Raw genomic sequence first — 17,186 nt, forward strand, 5'->3', positions numbered from 1 at the left:
AACCATCTGTAGGATCGTTCAACTGATCAGGAAAATGCTTAAATGATCAGTGTTAACATTTAAGTGGCTTTTCTACTTAAGGCAGCTTTCTATTACAAGACGCCTTTCTCATTCAAGAACTAAGAATTATAGGTCTTTAATGTTCTCAGCTTCTAACTCAGAGAAGTACTTAACTGTTTTCACTTTAAGTTCTTGAGTTGCCGGCTCGTCACAAACAATCACTGATTTAGGGTGAAGTTGCAGAGCTGATACCGTCCATAGGTGGTTAACAGAACCTTCAACCGCTGCTTCTAGAGCAAGCGCTTTGTTGTGGCCTGTTACTAGGACCATGATTTCTTCAGAATCAAGTAGAGTACCAACACCGATTGTTAGTGCGTACTTAGGAACTTGGTTGATGTCGCCATCGAAGAAACGAGAGTTCGCGATACGAGTGTCTTCAGTCAACGTTTTGATACGAGTTCGTGAAGATAGAGAAGAAGCTGGCTCATTGAAAGCGATGTGACCGTCGTTGCCTACGCCACCCATGAATAGGTTGATTTTGCCGTAAGACTTGATTTTGTCTTCGTAACGTTTGCACTCAACTTCGTTGTTTTCCGCGTTGCCATCTAGAAGGTTAATGTTCTCTTCTTGAATGTCGATGTGGTTGAAGAAGTTAGTGTACATGAATGTACGGTATGATTCTGGGTGATCAGCAGGGATGCCAATGTACTCATCCATGTTAAATGTAACTACGTTTTTGAAGCTAACTTCACCAGCTTTATGTAGCTCGATAAGTGCTTTGTAAGTAGCTAGTGGCGTACCACCAGTTGGTAGACCAAGTACAAAAGGACGCTCTGCAGTTGGTTTAAAATCGTTAATGCGTTTAACGATGTGTGCTGCTGCCCATTTACCTACTTGTGCTGCTTGATTTAACGGGATAAGTCTCATTAATTTGCCCCTAGATATTAGAATTTATAGTGTTCTTAAACATTAATTCGCATTATAAAATAAGTTATCAACTTGCGCTATTGTTTTAGGTCAAGTTTTTGCTTTTTCGTCATATCTGTGATTATAACACTCAAAATTGCACAATTATTGTATGGATATTTGGTGAAGTTAAACAAGATTAATACGTTTGTCACATACAGAGATATTGATTTTATGCAGAGCCAAGTGTCAAAAGAAAAAGGTAGGCTGAGGAGTGATGAATTCAATTGGGATTAAGATCCATAGAACGGATTGAAATTGTGTGGCTATCACGCTATCGATATGAATTTTATATAAATATTGGTGTTTTTGTGTAGGTTGGCTACACTTGATTATTACGAAGAAGATGCGAGTTTATTTTAAGTTCCCGCTAATCCGAGATGAACCCAAAAAAAGCTCAAAGTGATGAGGTATCACTTTGAGCTGTTTTACTAATCTTCTAACACTAACTCTCTTTCGTATTCTTCCCGAGAAACTTCGCTGCGTTTGCAGCCGTTTAGGGTATGAAAGCGACGGCGTCCACGAGCCAGTTGAATGTACTTTAACCAAACACGCTCTAACTTGGACTTCGCCTTATGAGGGTGAGACAACACTTTGATGAAGTGTTTTTCTTCTGAGTTGCTTGGCGAAAGTTCGCCAGTCTCAAGTGCAAGCATAGTGTCACCAAACAAGGTTAGGATTTCCTCTTCTGAAAGAGTAAAATCACCCGACTTAGCAAACCCTCGTGGGAATTTAATGGTGTCATAAAAACGTTTTTTTCCGTGTCGGAATTCGGTCTCAGACATATCAGCCTCAGTAATGTGGTTAGATAGAAATTAGTGTTTATTGCTCACGCGAAAATATTGTTAAAAGGCTAAAATAGGAAACAAAACGTTTTTGCCTTTACGATAAACAATCCTAGATCGGCTAGTTAGCAGATTTATTACAGAGATGTATTTTTGATGGATGTGAAAGTATTTAGAACCTTTCTTGAGGTTGCAAGGGTGCGCCACTTTGGGCGTGCAGCTGAAAACTTGTATTTAACACAAGCAGCGGTGAGTGCGCGGATCAAACAGCTTGAAGGCTACTTTGATACTCAGCTCTTCATTCGTGATCGCAATAACATCAAGCTGACCTCTTCTGGTGAGCGTTTGATTGGTTATGCTGAAGTGATGGTGTCCACCTTACAACAAGCCAAATTTGAGCTGTCGTTAGAAAGTGGAAAAGCGTTGCAGTTAACACTGGGTGGCACACCGAATATCTGGGATGCGTATCTACAAAACTGCTTAAGTGTGGTGACCGACTCTTTCGGTGGCTACGGCTTTATGGCCGAGGTGATGGGTCGCGAACAACTGAACCGCAATTTGCTAGAGCGAACGCTAGATATGGCTTTCGCTTTTGATCAGATCAAAGCGGAAGAGCTGAACTGTAAAAAAGTCGCTGATTTGGTTTTGGTGTTGGTATCAACGCAGCAAGATGACCTGGAATCTGTATTCCAACATAAATACGTTTATGTCGATTGGGGAACACGCTTCGGTTCTGAACACGCCGAGCGTCACCCTAAAGTTCCAGCACCGTATCTACGTACCTCTACAGCACGTATTGCGCTCGATTTTATTTTAGAGAAAGGTGGCAGTGCGTATTTACCTGTTTCTATGGTTGAACCTTTTATCGAGTCGGGTCAATTGCACAAGGTCAAAGGGGTTGAAGACTGGTATCGCCCAATTTACCTGAGCTACCGTAAAAGCAGTACTTCGGTTGATGCTATTATTCAGGTTGAGAAGTTGGTTAATGAAATTGACCCTTCGACTGCCTACACGTTGCAACAAGCCGCTGAACAAACACCAGAGTAACAGCTGTTTCTGTAACCAATATGCTTTGTTGATTAAATAAAAATGGCTCCTAACTAGTTATATAGTTGGGAGCCATTTTTGTTTTTAAACCAGAGATGATTTTCTTTTCCAAATCAGAGATAACCCTAACTCGGATAAAACCGTTTAAGCCTGGTATGCGTAACCTTTTTTAAAAGCCCTATCACTTCAAAGCACTATTCTTCGAAAATTCTAGAGATTCATTAGATTCTCGATAGACTCTTCAAGAGAGTGTGACATGTAAGAATGGATTTGATTGCCATCCGTTGCGTCAATTTCAATCTTAGAAATCCCCTTATCCGCTTCGTCTTCAAGAAAGCTGAGAGACTGCTCGACTGATTGACTGGTGAGAACCTGTTGGTTTGATAAAACAATACGACACGTGTGAAGAACCATAGCCTTTTCCTTTTTATATTCGACAGGTCTCTGCATCTTAGTGTGCTAAGTACCTATCGTTGACGTTGTGAGAAGAGTTTCTTCTCAAGGTTAAATTTAGTCGAATTGCGTAAAAAGAAAACCCTTTTTTGTGATTTATCTAACCTTCAGTTCCGAAAGTGGCTAGCGACAATGACAGTTCACGGTAAACTTTTAGGTATCGGAGTAAAAATTATGGCAAATGGGAAGAGCACAGCATGTCGAGAAATATTCATCACAACAGTACGTTAACGAGTGAGCAGTGTCATTTGGCTCGATACGCGCGAGATGCTCGCTTTGATGGGATGTTTTTTACGGCGGTAAAAACAACCGGAATTTTTTGTCGTCCGATTTGCCCAGCAAGCCCGCCCAAAGAAGAAAATGTCGAGTATTTTTCTCATCAAGCTCAGGCTTTGAAAGCGGGTTATCGCCCTTGTTTACGTTGTCGTCCAGACAGCGCGCCTTTTTCTCCTGCGTGGAAAGGGGTTGAAACCACTTTCTTACGTGCGATGCAGTTGATTGATAATGGTGCGCTGAACTCAGGGTCAATCGTCGACCTTGCCACTCGATTAGGTATTTCAGACCGATATTTACGAACCTTATTCGATAATTACATCGGCGTGTCACCAAAGCAATATAGCCTTTATAGCCAATTGATGTTTGCCAAGCAGTTGCTGCACACCAGTAGCATGAGCATTACCGATGTTGGCTTTGCGAGTGGTTTTAATAGCACGCGTCGTTTCAATGATGCTTTTCTAAAGGAGCTGCAGCTCTCGCCAAGCCAAATTCGGCGAACAAAGCTCAGTGATAATCTGCGCAATCATATTCAGCTAGGCTTTCACGGACCATTGGACTGGAAGCATTTGCTGGATTTCTATCGACGAAGAATGATTGAAGGCGTAGAGGACGTTGGCGAAGATTATTATAAGCGCACGGTAAATGTGAACGGCTCAAAGGGTTGGTTCAAGGCGACTTTAGCCAAAGAAAACCGCTTGGATATTGAATTTGAGTTGGACGATATAAGTCAATTAAGAAGCTTGATTGCTAACATTCGACGCATATTCGACCTTGATGTCGATATTGCCCAGGTCGAGGCATTTTTTACAACCATTGACCCTAACTTGGTGGCTAAGAGTGGCATCCGCATACCTGGTGTGTGGAGCGCTTGGGAAGCTGGGGTAAGAGCGATTCTCGGGCAGCAAGTCTCGGTAACAGCGGCCATTGGTCAGCTTAACTTGTTGGTGCGAGAGCTCTCTGGTTCATATCAGGTTTCTGATTTACAAGAGCAGGCTAATTCACAAGAGTGCTCTGACTTACAACAAATAGCTGATGCATCAGAGAAAGCGTATTTCCCTACACCTAAACAAATAGCTGATGCTGATGTGAGCTTTCTAAGGATGCCGGGAAGTCGTAAGGAAACCTTAAAGCGTTTTTCCCAATACATGGTCGACAACGAATCCGAGCATCCTTCTAAGTGGATTGACCTCAAAGGTATTGGGCCTTGGACGATCCAATATGCGCTGCTGCGCGGGCTCAGTGAACCTAACCATTTGCTAGTAGGCGATTTGGTGGTGAAGAAGTTCATTGAGCATCGCCCTGCTATTAATGCAGAGAGCGTTTCACCTTGGGGAAGCTACGCCACATTCCATTGTTGGAATAAATCTTAATCGGAATACCAAGCTAGGAGATATCATGGCTAACCGTTTTACTTACTACGAGAGCCCTCTGGGCACCGTGACGTTACAGGCGAACGATGAAGGGCTACTCGGCCTTTGGTTTGAAACTCACACCACCAAGCCTGAACAGTTAGGTGTTCAAGATGATAGCTTTCCGATCTTCGCGTTGGCTATCAAACAGCTCAATCGTTATTTTGCTGGAGAAGCTATCCAGTTTTCTGTGCCGATCGCAGCCAAGGGCACTCCGTTTCAGCAGTCGGTTTGGCAGGCTCTTACTGCCATTCCTTATGGAGAAACATGGAGCTATGCACAATTGGCCGATGCAATTGGTAACCCAAAAGCGGTGCGTGCAGTGGGTTTGGCGAATGGCAAAAATCCGGTGTCTGTGATTGTGCCGTGTCATCGTGTGATAGGTAAAAATGGAAAGCTGACGGGTTATGCGGGTGGCGTAGAACGTAAACAACGCTTGTTAGTGATTGAGGGAAGAAAACTTAGAAAGCTACTTAGCTAGCGACTTGAAACTCTGTTCTGTCGGTTAAGGTTGAAGGTTTGTACGACTGAGGAGGAATATTAAGAGGCCTCAAGCGTGATTCTGCAATAAAAACGTGACTTTGCAATAAATTCGCTACTTTCTGGAAAATAATGATTTGGTTGCATACTATTTAGCCATGTTTTTTAGGCAAGGATGCCCAAATGAATAACCATCATTTTCTGATAATAGCTTTCACTAGTGTGTTATTGCTGACCGGTTGTTTAACTGATACTAGTCGCCCCTTTGAAGTACCGCAGCTTGTTTTGTTCAAAGGGATGTATGAGAACGCGGACGATAACAGCTATCTACTTTTTGAGTCAGGACAAATGACCTATCAAACAATCGGTAACACGGTCACTAGAACTTATCGTATTGAAAATGATTTGATTAACATCGAGTTGAATTCAGGAAATAGCCGAGTGGATTCTGGGTTGATGATGCGAATTCAACAAGAAGGAGCGGTGTTAACTTGTAACCAGTGTCCAGCTGTGCAGTTAAGCAACGTCTGGACACGCGTTGATACGCCTTTAGTTGATATGCCTTAGACTAGAACATATCACCGTTCAGCCATAGGTGAGCGGCGATACTGACCCCATAACCAATCATGATTACTGGCATCCATTTCAAATGGCCAAAGAAGGTGTACTTACCATGTGCTGCCCCCATTAATGCCACACCAGCGGCACTACCAATAGACAATAAGCTGCCGCCAACGCCTGCGGTTAGGGTGATCAGTAGCCAGTTGCCCATCGACATTTGTGGCTCCATGGATAACACCGCAAACATGACCGGAATGTTATCGACAATAGCCGATAAGATCCCCACCATGACGTTGGCCCAAATTGGATCCCACTGGCTATACATCACGCCCGAAGCTAATTCCAAGTAACCAAGTAGACTCAAGCCACCGACACACATTACCACGCCGTAGAAGAACAAAAGCGTGTCCCATTCGGCATGAGACACTCTTCGAAATACATCGAACGGCACAACAGAACCGAGTCGCTTCAGGGCGCCTTCATCGTTATTGGCGATCGCTACCGCTTTTTTCTTCGCGAGTGAGTTGGGTAAAGTCTTACGTAAGTAATAACCAAAGAACTGCAGATAGGCGAGTCCCATCATCATCCCCATCACCGGAGGGAAGTGGAGTACGGCATGGAAAGCAACAGCGGTCGCGATTGTCATAATAAACAAGAATACGATGCGTCTCGCACCACGTTTTAATTCAACGTGTTGATGGACTGTGTCGGGCTGAGTGGTAGGTACAAAGTAAGACATGATCAACGCAGGGACGAGGTAATTCATCACCGAAGGAATAAACAAAGGAATGAACTCACTAAAACTCACATAACCAGCCTGCCACACCATGAGCGTTGTGATGTCTCCGAATGGACTGAATGCACCGCCAGCATTGGCGGCTATCACGATATTCACGCAGGCTAGGTTGACGAATTTAGGGTTAGAACCTGCCACTTTAAGAACCACAGCGCACATCAATAGAGCTGTCGTGAGGTTGTCTGCGATAGGTGAGATAAAGAAGGCCAGAATACCGGTTATCCAGAACAAAGAGCGAAAGTTAAAGCCTTTGCCTACCATCCACGCTTGCAGCGCATCAAACAGTCTCCTCTCTTCCATGGCGCTAATGTATGTCATGGCGACGAGTAGAAAGAGTAATAGCTCGGCATATTCCAGCAGGTTGTGTTCGAGCGCTTGTTTGGCGACTTCAACAAGGTTGTGTTCTTGGTAGGTAAAACCAATGATTATCCAGATCAGGCCCGCTGCAAGTAGAACTGGCTTGGATTTTCGGAGTTTTAGGTATTCTTCCATCATCACCACGATGTAGGCGACAACGAAAATGGTCAGCGATAGGTAGCCAGCAAATGAACTGGTTAGTTTGAGCGGCTCTCCCAACTGAGAAGTGGCAGCGCCTGCTACCGTAGAAAAAAATAATAAAGAGAGAACAGCAGAAAGCTGGATACCTAACATGGATTACGCTCCGAAGTTAATAAGTTATTAACACGGGTAAAAGCGTAGACCTAAATAACCCTGTTCAGTGTGATAGATATCTTAATAATTCAATAGATTATATAGAAAACAGTAGATTGGGTGAAAACGTGAGATCACGATGAAAGATTTTTTTGAACTTTCTATTCGAAGCCTGATTATTGTGGCGATTATGTGCGTTTTTGGTTGCGGTGTTGAAGCTAGGTTTGTTTAGTTTTGTATGAGAAATATTCTAATTTTTTTAGCGTATACCTCTACTTTAAAATTTGAATCGCAGTTTTATATGTTGCTTTGGTTCTTTTATTTAAACCGATGCACTATTTGATTTTGGTCATTAACCTTTTGCTCATTAGTTTGCACTATCTATACGTGTTCTGTTCCACATAAACGAGATGTATAGAGGTCCTTATGACTAATCCAACCAAAACCGATCGTAAAGTCACGATCGGCAGCTATATCGCACTCGCGTTCGCGATTGTGTTCTTTTCAGGCTTAATGCAGTCCAATGAATGGTATGGAGTGCTCGATTTTACGACGCTCAACGGTTCATTTGGTAAGGTCGCTTACGATGTGAGTGAGTCGGCTGATGGTATCCAAGCGGCAACGACGTCACTGCGTGGTAAAGGCGGTAGTGGTGCGCGCGACGGTTTCATTTTTGCATTGACACTTATTCCGACCGTGATGTTTGCATTGGGCATGATTAACGTACTTGAGCACTACGGTGCACTGGACGCGGCTCGTAAACTACTAACTCCACTACTTCGTCCTTTAATGGGTATTCCGGGCAACTCAGGCTTGGCACTGATTGCTTCTCTGCAAAGTACCGATGCGGGTGCTGCGATGACACGTCAGCTCAAAGATGAAGGGCATTTGACTAAGCGTGAAACCGATGTGTTCACCATGTTCCAGTTTACTGCGGGTGCGGCGATCGTTAACTTTTTCTCTTCAGGTGCGGTGTTGTTCACTCTAACGGCGATGGATGGTTCTTTGGCAGTGACATCGTCAATTGGTCTTGCTGTTGCGGTGATGTTTATCTTCAAGTTTGTTGGTGCGAACTTATTCCGCCTTTACCTCAATATTACTGAAGGTAAAGAAGACAAAACAAAATCAGACAAAGAACAAAAACTGGAAGAGGAAGTAGCATAATGAGCGAAGTTAAAGCAAAGAAACCAATGGTTACTGATATTTTCGTTGAAGGTGCTAAGAAAGGCTGGGTTATTGCGACAACCTCTACAGTACCTAATGTTCTGATGGCGTTTGTGATTATTAAGGCGTTGCAGATTACTGGTGCACTGGATCTGATGGGTAGTGTGTTTGCACCTATCATGGCGGTATTTGGTTTACCGGGCGAAGCGGCAGCAGTATTGATTGGCGCGTGGATGTCGATGGGTGGTGCAGTCGGTGTGGTTATCACGCTATTTGACCAAGGCATTCTGAACGGCAACCATATTGCTATCTTGGCGCCAGCTATCTACTTGATGGGTTCTCAGGTGCAATATATGGGACGCATCATGGGACCAATTGGTACTGAAGGTCGTTATATCCCTGTGATGATCGCGATTTCAGTATTGAATGCGTTTGGTGCTATGTTTTTGATGAACATTATTTTGTAACGTGGCTTTGAACGATTAGCTACTATTTGAACGATCAGTTACTAATAGCTTTTCGATGTTGAAAAAAGAAACCCCGTTTGGCTTTCACCAAACGGGGTTTATTCTTTTTCGTAGCCATCCTGCTACTGACGTTGTTACTTATTTTTTAATAAGGTCACGTATGCTCCTTGCATCGTTCCTTGATTTGGCTAAATCCTTTAACCTATCCAATCCATCGCCTTCCTAGCGGTGTCCATGCTAACTCATCATCCTGACAAGTGACTCTATCCTAGAGTAAAACTTCCTTGCTGATCACTCATCCTAAGCCATCAAATCTTCATCCTGAAGATACCTAATCCGTTAGGCTTTTTCCTGTTCCTGCCAACTCCCTGTCGACATGAGTATTAAACACTTTGGAGGCTTTATTCGCAATTAGCCTTAGGAAATAAATATCCTCACTAACTAAAATAAATATGCGTGGATTCATATAAAACAAGGGGTTGGGTTTGTAATTTTTCTTTTTTCTGCGAAGCTTGACTGTGATCTCTTACGTTCGGTGTGAGAGATCTCTTACAAATGTTCGGGCGCGAATATCATTCGTTGTCGAACTCATCCGTCGATAGGTGAGCGAAATACGCTCAACAAACTCAAAGTAATAGGAAAATATAATGGTTACAGCACTTTACGCAGCCTTGCTGACGGTCGTAATGATTTGGTTGGCGATAGAAGTCATTAAGCAAAGACGAATCAATCTGGTTGCTCATGCAGATGGCGGTGTTGAGTCGCTACAGATAGCACGCTCCGCACAAAGTAATGCAATGGATTACATCCCAATTACGGTTATTTTGATGGGCTTTTTGGAGATGAATGGTGCCAGTGTGTGGCTTATTCATGCCATTGGTGTTGCATTTATTCTGGGGCGTGTGATTCATGCAAAAGGTATTCTGGCAAAAAACTTAAAGGGTAGAAAAGTGGGCATGGTGTTAACGCTTATCTGCATGATCTCTTTGATTGTCCTAAACTTAGCTTACCTACCTTTTGATAAAATGTTCTAGGGAGTATTATGGCATTGCGCCTTCCCCCTGCTTGGGCGATTGTCCTTGCAGGTCTCATACTGAACGTCATGGCTATTGTCATGTCGAGCTTGGTGCTCGACAAAATTGAAGCGGAAAAATCGGAATACAACGATCGTAAATACGGTAATGTGTACTCAATACAACTGGCCTGGAATACGATCGAAACCTTAGAGCGCAAGCGTGAAGCCATTCTGATCCACCTAGATAAACCCTCAACAGAAACCGCTCAACCTGCCACCATCCTCGATGAAGCGCTGCGCGGCCAACTCCGGAGTTGGGTGAGTGAGGAGGTGCCAGCCATCTCGTTGGCTAATTTACCCAAGCTTATGATGCTGATAAACAGTGCTCAAGAAGCCCAACGAGCACGAATTGATGACTACTATTTGGATAATCTGACCTTGGTTGAATTAATCCAAAGGCTCGATGAAAAAATGGCTTTCTACAAGAATATTGCCCTGTTTCTTCAGGTGTTTGGTTTAGCACTTATCTTAGCTCGCGACCTCGCTAGAAGGCCTTAGTATCTATTTATCTACCACTTACTTAGCTACCTAGTTATCTACCCATCGACTGGTATCGCTAGCGAGACTCACTTGGCAGGTTAGGGTGCTGCTGGCCTTGGTACTTCTGTAATTGTTCTTTTAGCCCTTTAAACGTGCTCAGTGCACTATCAATCGATAATTTGTTCATTAACCAATTTGGCAGGATGCCACCTGCGTTCGCGTAAGCGGTATAGGTGATATAGGTATTACCATTGGTGAGCGGTTGCAGAGTCCATAAGGCATCTACATCATAAATTCGAATGTACCCCGACTCTTTCGCCAAATAATCAGACGCATCCTTGATCGACAAGACAAACTGCCCATCCTCGATGCTGTATTTTGAGTAGGTCACCATATCGCGATCTCTGGCAGGCCAAGGCGCTTTGAACTGGGTATAGACGATATTTTCATCCTCAGATATCTGCATCAAAACACGACTTTCCGATACGTTATCTATCCAGTTTGGCACGTTCGCGCTGTCTTCCAATAACAGCAAAAAACCAGAATAAGTGGTGGGCGTTTGCATTTGTGCTCGTATTTCTACCAAGCCTTCAGTGTGAGGTCTCTTATCAATGATGATGCCATCTTCACTTTTTACGAACTGCCATGGAGCAGCGTAAGTCAGTGTTGATAAAGCATAGAGTCCGATTGCTAAAATCCTAGGTAATATCATTATTCTTCCATGAAAAGAAAAGCTTATCTTTAGGAGTATAGAATAAAAATGGTTTTGATTCGTGCTGAAATCGCACTGATTTCTCTCTGGTTTGAGCGTTACATCGCTGTTATCTTGGTGTTATCAATAATTGGCTGCTGAAAATAAAAACGGAAGCGTTCGGTCGCTTCCGTTTTGTTAGTTGGCAATGGATAAACGTTGAAGGCTAGAACCTAGAACTTAAAGCTTGTAGGCTTCCACGGTTTTTATAGTGGTCCAATTGCTGTTGGCGTTTTGGATGAATTCTTGCGTATTCTCCAGCCAACGCTTTTGAACTGACTTATCTAAGTTTAAGTACAGCTTCCCACCTTCTACTTTCCAAGCTAGGGGGTCCGTTTCAAATTTCTTACCCATTGCCACACCAAAGGCACAATAGCCACCATATTGAGGTGCATAAGCCGATGGGTTAGATCGGAATTCATCTCGGTTTTCACTGCTCACAAAGTTATAAATCGCATTCTTATAAGTCGCTGTGAATTCAGATGTGCCTTTAACTGGCCCCTCATTGGCAAAGTAAGCGACAGGGTCATAACCTTTAATGGCGAGATCATTGTTGTCGACACTCATATCAAGGTCTGCTGCCATTAACGAAAAGCTGGTTCCTAGTAACGCGGCCAATAGAGTGATTTTTTGACTGGTCGATTTCATGTGTGACATATCAAGTTCCTTGTCAGTGTTGGTTATTTTGTTTGAAGTAATTTAGCCCACTTGTCCGGTCTATAAAGGGACAAAAGAACTAAAAACTAAGCGAATCGTTCGGAGGGTGCATGGATCTGCTGTCACAATTAATGGAACACTTCTCGATACGCACTGGCGTTTTCTATTCTGGAAACCTGTGTGGGGTGTCGTCATTTAACGCGCAACAAGGCAAAGAAGGGCACCTTCATGTATTAAGCTCGGGGGAGTTGACCTTGTCTGGTGCTCATACGGAATGCCGGCAGCTTTCTCAGCCCTGTATTATTTACCTGCCGAATAGCACACCACATGCAATTGAAGGTGTGGGAGAGGGTGCAGAGCTTGTGTGTGTGAACGTGGAGTATCGTTCAGGGCAGATGAATCCTTTATTATCGGCTCTGCCCGACATGATAGTGATTCCGTTTGAAGATGCACCGAACTTAATGCCTGTGATTGAGGTGCTGTTTCGAGAGTCGGGGCAAGCATCTTCAGGACAACAATCGTCAGGGCAGCAATACCTAATGGACAAGTTGAGTGATGCGTTGATGGCGTTGATTTTTCGTCATCTCATTGAACAACAAAAAATCGATAGCGGCGTTTTCTCTGCTCTTGCACACCCAAGGCTTGCTGCTGTGGTGACGGCTATTCACCGGTTGCCTGCTCGTCACTTTTCGGTTGCAGAAATGGCGTCATTGTCTGCGATGTCTCGTACTCAGTTTATTGAGGCGTTCAAGCGTGAGGTGGGTGAAACACCGGGAGATTACGTGCAAAAGTGGCGCGTTTCCGTTGCTCAATCTCTGCTACTGCAAAATAAGCCCATCAACTGGATTGCCGATGAAGTCGGTTACAGCAGTTATTCAGGTTTCTCACGCGCATTTCAGCATGTATCGGGTGTGTCACCACGTCAGTGGTTAAAAGAGAGTAACGCATAAGAGGGAAAGGGATCTTGAAGTTTAAAGTTGCCAGTGAAAGCGAGTTAGTGCTTTCACTGGCAAGGCGAACCTCATTGCAGAAAAGAATGTTACATCGGGGCAAACTACAGACTGAGGGGGGTCACTAGGCCTGTAATACGTCGTTGGCTAGATGAGCACTAACGAAGTAACCAGTGGCGCAGTGGCGTTTTTTCTATACCAGCGATCAATATAAAGCTCAGGGTAAAGGTGCCGAAGAACACGGTAATGTCTTTAGCGAGTTCAGTGATGCCCAATACTCCGCAGACATTGAACAGCAAAATAATGATCAACAGATGGCAAACGTAGATACCTAGCATACGATTCGAGATAGCGCGAAGCCATGCGTAATCGCCGATGTTTGGATTAGCTAAAAGCCACATGAACACACCAATCCCCCACAAAGCTGTACCAAACAAGAAATCGTGAATATTAAAGGCGATATCAAATTGGGTTAGCCATGCCGCTTCGGCAAAGTGGATGACCATGCCTAACGCCAATAACCCTAATGCTTTGGCTGAGGACACTTTCCATTGATGCTGACGAATGAGGAAACCTAAGGTCACCATTAACGTGCTGAAGAACGGACCGTTACGTGTGAAGAAAGGGGCACTAAGGTCGGTTAAGCTTGTGTAGCTACCCGCCAATACACCATAGACGTAAAGCAGAATGGCCACCGGTAGTAGAAGCTTATCGAGTTTCATCTCTACCATTAAGGCGATGATCAAAACCGCGCACACAAGGGCGGGAATGAACCATAAATGCACCAACCCACCCTCTAAGAAAGAGTTGAGTGGGGTATTCATTAAGAAACCCCAATAGCCTTCACGTTCACCTAGATAGCCAAATTCTTCTACTTTCGCGAGATTGAATGGCATCACTAAGCAAATGATGCTCCATGCCAACCAAACTTTGAGTAGTGGTTTGGAGTAGTTGATAAAGGCTGTCCAAGGTGATGCTGTGAGCTTAGGTTGGATCAGATAGCCTGAAATAAGGAAGAACAGAGGCACGGCAAAACGAGCGGTTTGGTTGAGCACATAACCGATCCAAGGCACTTCATCTATTTGCCAATAAGTGAGTGCCATTTGGCCGTGCAAACCAATGATCGCCAAGATAGCAATCACTCTGCCTAACTCGATACTGGCGATGTGTTGTGAAGGCGTATGTTGAACGGAAGACATATCAGATCTCTCAGTAAAATTTTTACGAAATCTAGCAGCCTTTATGGCCAACCAGTTAGTCCTAAATCAAGGCTTATGACCTTTGTTTCAAGGCTTGTGTCGGTTTTTTGAAGCTTGTCGCAGCTATATTAAATCCATTGCAGTGAGTGCAAATATACCTAGTGTACAAGTGATAAGAGAAACAACAGTAGTAAGAGCGATGATGTTAGCCGCGAGTGTTGAGTTTCCTCCCATCGCACGAGCCATAACATAGCTTGCCGCTGCCGTTGGTGCTGCGCTCATCAAGAAGATAAGTCCGAGATCGAGCCCTTCAAACCCTAAGTACCAACCAGCCAGTGTAGTCAGTAAAGGTGAGGCGATTAACTTGTAACTAGAGGCGAACCACGTAGACAACTTTTCTTGTTTAAGCGAACTAATATCTAGAGAACCACCAGTACAAAGTAGAGCCAAAGGCAAAGTCATGTTGGCAAAGTATTGCCCAGCATCAGTCACCATTTTTGGAATGGGAATTGAAAGTGCATAGAAGACGACTGCTAAGAAAATAGCGATGATTAACGGGTTTTTGGTGATGGACTTGGCGATCACTTTAATGGCTTTAGCGCCGGTGTCTTTGCCTTTGGGTGTCAGTGCTATCACTGCTTGAATGTTATACAACACGGTCAGAGATGCGACATAGATAGCAGCCAATGCCACGCCTTGGTTGCCATAAATATTAGCCACGTAGGCGAGGCCGATGATCGCGGTATTAGCGCGGAATCCCCCTTGGATGATCACACCTTGATCTTTAGAGCTTTTGAATACCAACTTGGTTGAGAAAATCGTGAACAAGAAAAAGACAAAGTTAGCGATGACGCCAAAAGCAACTAACGCGCTACTGGCTGAAAAATTGTGATTTGATTGAACAATACTAAGAAATAGCATCGCGGGTAGGGTGACTTGAAATACCACCTTGGACGCGACATCAATGAAATTATCATTGATCAAGCCAATTCGCTTGAGCATCACACCAAGAAACAGCATTAAACAGATAGGGCCTGTTACCGACGCCGAAAACGCAAACTGTTCCCAAAGTGTGTTCATTGTTTTTCCTTTAGTTAGTCGATTTCAATTTCCCTTGAATACTGTCGCATTTTTCCACAGTTTCTGACATCAGAGAAAACAAAATAAGTGTTTTGCAAATAAAAATTGCAAAAAAGAACGAACGTGCTAAAAATAAAGCATGAGATTTATTATTGGTGAATAATGAGCAAGGGAAAGATAACCAAAGAGTATATTTTGAGCCATGCATTTGCACTTGCGAGTGAGAATGGGCTTGAGAGTTTGACGATTGGCGAGTTAGCCAAGCAGTGTGGCATGTCTAAGAGTGGCTTGTTTGCACACTTCAACTCTAAAGAGAACCTGCAACTCTCTGTACTCGAGTACTCTAACGCCATATTCACTGAAAGAGTCATTATTCCCGCAAGAGAGCTGGGGGATGGTGATATCGAAGCGAAATTGAAACAGTTGCTCGACAATTGGTTGGGTTGGAATCATTCATTCCAAGGCAGCTGTATGTTTATTGATGCTTGGAAAGATGCAGGCAGCGAAACGTCTGTGATTCAGAAGGCACTGCAGAAAACCATTTCAGTGTGGATTGATTACTTGACGATTCAGGTAGCAAAAGCGGTTGAGAGCAAACAGTTCAGGGCCGATTTAGATCCAAAACAGGCAACCTTTGAGTTATATGGCCTTTATTTGAGTGCGAACTTGTTCTACTCGTTAAGAGGCCAACAAGCGAGCCACACCCACTTTTGGAGTGGTGTACAGCGCTTAATCGCTAGCTGGAAAGTGGTTTAACTCTTAAGCCACTTAGCTCGCAAATCATGAAGTTCGAAAATCATGGAATTCGCAAAGCATGTGACCTTGCTTAATTAAGGTTTGCAAAAGATTTTAAGAGAAGTGGCGGCAAGCAGCCATAAACAGCGCTTTCGCCATTTTTTATACTAACAAATAGCACGGTCGTTCGATTTTAGGGCCGAGCTCGATCCGCCAACAATGATGGCGATACAAGGAACGGTCATGAGTGACAAAATTTATTTCAATACATCGAACAAGTTCAGCTTCAAGCGTAGCTTGATTGGCGCTACAACCAATCTGCACTACATTTTAGCGCCAAGTCATGCGAAGAAAACGGCACGTAAACTGCTGCTCACTCCAATGCGTACCGAGCAGAAAAATGCCGATCCGCAAGGGCTTATCAAGAGTGAAATCAAAGGTCGTGATGGCGTCTTAAAAACGTATTCTTTGGGTACCGGTCCAGTTTGGGTGCTGACTCATGGTTGGTCTGGCACCGCGAGTCAGTTTTTCCCTTTAATGGAACATATTGCAGCCAAAGGTTTTACGGCTCTAGCTTACGATCATCCTGCTCATGGTGGTAGCGATGGGGTACATGGTCATATCCCTGCATTTGTGAACGGTCTTGAAGCCATTCTCGATTCAGTGGGAGAAGTAGCAGGTTTGGTCGGTCACAGCATGGGTACGGCTTCTGCATTGGAATGTAAGCACGTTAAATTGGAAAACAAGCCGCTGTTGCTGATTGCACCTGTATTGGATTATCTAGAAAACCTATTTGGCAGTGTTGCTCGTTCTGGTTACTCAATGAAACTGTTTGAGGCGGTAGTCGGAGAAGTAGAAGAGCAATTTAACTACCCGATTCAATCTGTTGATCCTTATGGAAAGCTAGCGCTTCGTGAGTCTCAAACTATCATTGTTCATGATGAGCAAGATAAGTTTACTAAGTTTGATGTGTCGAAGCGTGCAGCCTATGAAATGGATCGTGTCACCTTAATCGCGACTCAAGGTCAAGGCCACGGACGAGTAATGAAGTGCCCACAAGTGTTTGAGAGCTTTGATAACTTGATTGGCTAAGTTTAACGAATCAAGCAAGTAGAACGCCAATTAAGAAAACAAACACTAAAAAGGCCAACCAGACATTATCTGGTTGGCCTTTGCTTTTAGGTGTTTAGTCGACGCTTAGTTA

At 43.8% G+C, this 17,186-nt stretch carries 19 protein-coding genes; 11 read left to right on the forward strand and 8 right to left on the reverse strand.

What is annotated here, in order from left to right; translation table 11 throughout:
* Positions 1-126: 126 nt before the first annotated feature.
* Both nagB and AB6D80_RS06180 read right to left on the reverse strand, forming a co-directional pair.
* Complete coding sequence (nagB, locus tag AB6D80_RS06175; RefSeq protein WP_012601215.1) at positions 127-927, reverse strand: glucosamine-6-phosphate deaminase; 801 nt, start codon at positions 925-927, stop codon at positions 127-129.
* Positions 928-1,397: 470 nt separating this feature from the next.
* Positions 1,398-1,751 (reverse strand): DUF413 domain-containing protein, encoded by a 354-nt coding sequence (locus tag AB6D80_RS06180; RefSeq protein ID WP_017097795.1) that lies wholly within the window; start codon positions 1,749-1,751, stop codon positions 1,398-1,400.
* Positions 1,752-1,907: 156 nt separating this feature from the next.
* Between AB6D80_RS06180 and AB6D80_RS06185 the strand changes: the two genes are divergently transcribed.
* Positions 1,908-2,798, forward strand: a complete 891-nt coding sequence (locus AB6D80_RS06185; protein ID WP_029225450.1) for a LysR family transcriptional regulator — start codon at positions 1,908-1,910, stop codon at positions 2,796-2,798.
* Between the two features lie 210 nt (positions 2,799-3,008).
* On the opposite strand, the gene AB6D80_RS06190 is transcribed toward AB6D80_RS06185, so the two are convergent.
* A complete protein-coding gene (locus AB6D80_RS06190) occupies positions 3,009-3,212 on the reverse strand; it encodes a hypothetical protein (protein ID WP_012601212.1) in 204 nt (67 codons plus the stop codon).
* Between the two features lie 236 nt (positions 3,213-3,448).
* On the opposite strand from AB6D80_RS06190, the gene AB6D80_RS06195 reads away from it, so the two are divergent.
* The 3 genes from AB6D80_RS06195 to AB6D80_RS06205 all read left to right on the forward strand — a co-directional run bounded on the left by AB6D80_RS06195 (position 3,449) and on the right by AB6D80_RS06205 (position 5,983).
* Positions 3,449-4,897: an AlkA N-terminal domain-containing protein gene (locus AB6D80_RS06195; protein ID WP_017100725.1), complete on the forward strand. Its 1,449-nt coding sequence runs from the start codon at positions 3,449-3,451 to the stop codon at positions 4,895-4,897.
* 25 nt (positions 4,898-4,922) lie between these two features.
* Positions 4,923-5,417, forward strand: coding sequence for a methylated-DNA--[protein]-cysteine S-methyltransferase (locus AB6D80_RS06200; protein ID WP_372188044.1), 495 nt, complete (start codon positions 4,923-4,925; stop codon positions 5,415-5,417).
* Between the two features lie 182 nt (positions 5,418-5,599).
* Positions 5,600-5,983, forward strand: a complete 384-nt coding sequence (locus tag AB6D80_RS06205; protein WP_012601209.1) for a hypothetical protein — start codon at positions 5,600-5,602, stop codon at positions 5,981-5,983.
* Position 5,984: 1 nt separating this feature from the next.
* Here AB6D80_RS06205 and nhaD read toward each other — a convergent pair whose 3' ends face one another.
* Positions 5,985-7,424, reverse strand: coding sequence for a sodium:proton antiporter NhaD (gene nhaD / locus AB6D80_RS06210; RefSeq protein ID WP_012601208.1), 1,440 nt, complete (start codon positions 7,422-7,424; stop codon positions 5,985-5,987).
* Positions 7,425-7,850: 426 nt separating this feature from the next.
* Here nhaD and AB6D80_RS06215 point away from each other — a divergent pair, with 426 nt between their 5' ends.
* The 4 genes from AB6D80_RS06215 to AB6D80_RS06230 all read left to right on the forward strand — a co-directional run bounded on the left by AB6D80_RS06215 (position 7,851) and on the right by AB6D80_RS06230 (position 10,628).
* Entirely contained in the window at positions 7,851-8,588 is a 738-nt protein-coding gene (locus tag AB6D80_RS06215) for a nucleoside recognition domain-containing protein (RefSeq protein WP_009846112.1), read from the forward strand.
* Entirely contained in the window at positions 8,588-9,055 is a 468-nt protein-coding gene (locus AB6D80_RS06220; RefSeq protein WP_004737023.1) for a YjiG family protein, read from the forward strand. Before AB6D80_RS06215 ends, AB6D80_RS06220 begins: the two co-directional genes overlap by 1 nt.
* A 647-nt stretch (positions 9,056-9,702) precedes the next feature.
* Positions 9,703-10,089, forward strand: coding sequence for an MAPEG family protein (locus tag AB6D80_RS06225; RefSeq protein WP_009846114.1), 387 nt, complete (start codon positions 9,703-9,705; stop codon positions 10,087-10,089).
* An 8-nt stretch (positions 10,090-10,097) separates the two neighbouring features.
* Positions 10,098-10,628 (forward strand): hypothetical protein, encoded by a 531-nt coding sequence (locus AB6D80_RS06230; RefSeq protein WP_009846115.1) that lies wholly within the window; start codon positions 10,098-10,100, stop codon positions 10,626-10,628.
* Between the two features lie 58 nt (positions 10,629-10,686).
* Here AB6D80_RS06230 and AB6D80_RS06235 read toward each other — a convergent pair whose 3' ends face one another.
* Together AB6D80_RS06235 and AB6D80_RS06240 are read right to left on the reverse strand one after the other, a co-directional pair.
* Positions 10,687-11,322: an START domain-containing protein gene (locus tag AB6D80_RS06235; protein WP_012601207.1), complete on the reverse strand. Its 636-nt coding sequence runs from the start codon at positions 11,320-11,322 to the stop codon at positions 10,687-10,689.
* A gap of 219 nt (positions 11,323-11,541) precedes the next feature.
* Positions 11,542-12,018 carry a YHS domain-containing (seleno)protein gene (locus tag AB6D80_RS06240; protein ID WP_372188046.1) on the reverse strand — a complete coding sequence of 159 codons (477 nt, stop codon included), beginning with the start codon at positions 12,016-12,018 and terminating at the stop codon, positions 11,542-11,544.
* A gap of 110 nt (positions 12,019-12,128) precedes the next feature.
* On the opposite strand from AB6D80_RS06240, the gene AB6D80_RS06245 reads away from it, so the two are divergent.
* Positions 12,129-12,968 (forward strand): cupin domain-containing protein, encoded by an 840-nt coding sequence (locus tag AB6D80_RS06245; RefSeq protein WP_371701840.1) that lies wholly within the window; start codon positions 12,129-12,131, stop codon positions 12,966-12,968.
* A gap of 158 nt (positions 12,969-13,126) precedes the next feature.
* Here the strand turns inward: AB6D80_RS06245 and AB6D80_RS06250 are convergent, their stop codons facing one another.
* Positions 13,127-14,167 carry an acyltransferase gene (locus AB6D80_RS06250; RefSeq protein ID WP_017102368.1) on the reverse strand — a complete coding sequence of 347 codons (1,041 nt, stop codon included), beginning with the start codon at positions 14,165-14,167 and terminating at the stop codon, positions 13,127-13,129.
* Between the two features lie 123 nt (positions 14,168-14,290).
* Positions 14,291-15,247, reverse strand: a complete 957-nt coding sequence (locus tag AB6D80_RS06255) for an AEC family transporter (protein ID WP_009846120.1) — start codon at positions 15,245-15,247, stop codon at positions 14,291-14,293.
* Between the two features lie 162 nt (positions 15,248-15,409).
* Here AB6D80_RS06255 and AB6D80_RS06260 point away from each other — a divergent pair, with 162 nt between their 5' ends.
* Together AB6D80_RS06260 and AB6D80_RS06265 are read left to right on the forward strand one after the other, a co-directional pair.
* The gene (locus tag AB6D80_RS06260) at positions 15,410-16,003 is read left to right on the forward strand and encodes a TetR/AcrR family transcriptional regulator (protein ID WP_372188048.1); all 594 of its coding nucleotides are present in this window, start codon (positions 15,410-15,412) and stop codon (positions 16,001-16,003) included.
* Between the two features lie 222 nt (positions 16,004-16,225).
* Positions 16,226-17,074 carry an alpha/beta hydrolase gene (locus AB6D80_RS06265; protein ID WP_065679369.1) on the forward strand — a complete coding sequence of 283 codons (849 nt, stop codon included), beginning with the start codon at positions 16,226-16,228 and terminating at the stop codon, positions 17,072-17,074.
* Positions 17,075-17,186: the final 112 nt, after the last annotated feature.

Source organism: Vibrio sp. 10N.247.310.17, from assembly GCF_041466605.1.
Classification (GTDB): Bacteria; Pseudomonadota; Gammaproteobacteria; order Enterobacterales; family Vibrionaceae; genus Vibrio; species Vibrio tasmaniensis_A.

Bases quoted from the DNA above. Each gene is read 5' to 3' on its own strand.
- AB6D80_RS06225 (WP_009846114.1), top strand. From the start codon at position 9,703: ATGGTTACAGCACTTTACGCAGCCTTGCTGACGGTCGTAATGATTTGG.
- AB6D80_RS06265 (WP_065679369.1), top strand. From the start codon at position 16,226: ATGAGTGACAAAATTTATTTCAATACATCGAACAAGTTCAGCTTCAAG.
- AB6D80_RS06260 (WP_372188048.1), top strand. From the start codon at position 15,410: ATGAGCAAGGGAAAGATAACCAAAGAGTATATTTTGAGCCATGCATTT.
- AB6D80_RS06180 (WP_017097795.1), bottom strand. From the start codon at position 1,751: ATGTCTGAGACCGAATTCCGACACGGAAAAAAACGTTTTTATGACACC.
- AB6D80_RS06215 (WP_009846112.1), top strand. From the start codon at position 7,851: ATGACTAATCCAACCAAAACCGATCGTAAAGTCACGATCGGCAGCTAT.
- AB6D80_RS06240 (WP_372188046.1), bottom strand. From the start codon at position 12,018: ATGTCACACATGAAATCGACCAGTCAAAAAATCACTCTATTGGCCGCG.
- AB6D80_RS06235 (WP_012601207.1), bottom strand. From the start codon at position 11,322: ATGATATTACCTAGGATTTTAGCAATCGGACTCTATGCTTTATCAACA.
- AB6D80_RS06185 (WP_029225450.1), top strand. From the start codon at position 1,908: ATGGATGTGAAAGTATTTAGAACCTTTCTTGAGGTTGCAAGGGTGCGC.
- nagB (WP_012601215.1), bottom strand. From the start codon at position 927: ATGAGACTTATCCCGTTAAATCAAGCAGCACAAGTAGGTAAATGGGCA.
- AB6D80_RS06205 (WP_012601209.1), top strand. From the start codon at position 5,600: ATGAATAACCATCATTTTCTGATAATAGCTTTCACTAGTGTGTTATTG.
- AB6D80_RS06250 (WP_017102368.1), bottom strand. From the start codon at position 14,167: ATGTCTTCCGTTCAACATACGCCTTCACAACACATCGCCAGTATCGAG.
- AB6D80_RS06230 (WP_009846115.1), top strand. From the start codon at position 10,098: ATGGCATTGCGCCTTCCCCCTGCTTGGGCGATTGTCCTTGCAGGTCTC.
- AB6D80_RS06245 (WP_371701840.1), top strand. From the start codon at position 12,129: ATGGATCTGCTGTCACAATTAATGGAACACTTCTCGATACGCACTGGC.
- AB6D80_RS06220 (WP_004737023.1), top strand. From the start codon at position 8,588: ATGAGCGAAGTTAAAGCAAAGAAACCAATGGTTACTGATATTTTCGTT.
- AB6D80_RS06200 (WP_372188044.1), top strand. From the start codon at position 4,923: ATGGCTAACCGTTTTACTTACTACGAGAGCCCTCTGGGCACCGTGACG.
- AB6D80_RS06190 (WP_012601212.1), bottom strand. From the start codon at position 3,212: ATGGTTCTTCACACGTGTCGTATTGTTTTATCAAACCAACAGGTTCTC.
- AB6D80_RS06255 (WP_009846120.1), bottom strand. From the start codon at position 15,247: ATGAACACACTTTGGGAACAGTTTGCGTTTTCGGCGTCGGTAACAGGC.
- nhaD (WP_012601208.1), bottom strand. From the start codon at position 7,424: ATGTTAGGTATCCAGCTTTCTGCTGTTCTCTCTTTATTATTTTTTTCT.
- AB6D80_RS06195 (WP_017100725.1), top strand. From the start codon at position 3,449: ATGTCGAGAAATATTCATCACAACAGTACGTTAACGAGTGAGCAGTGT.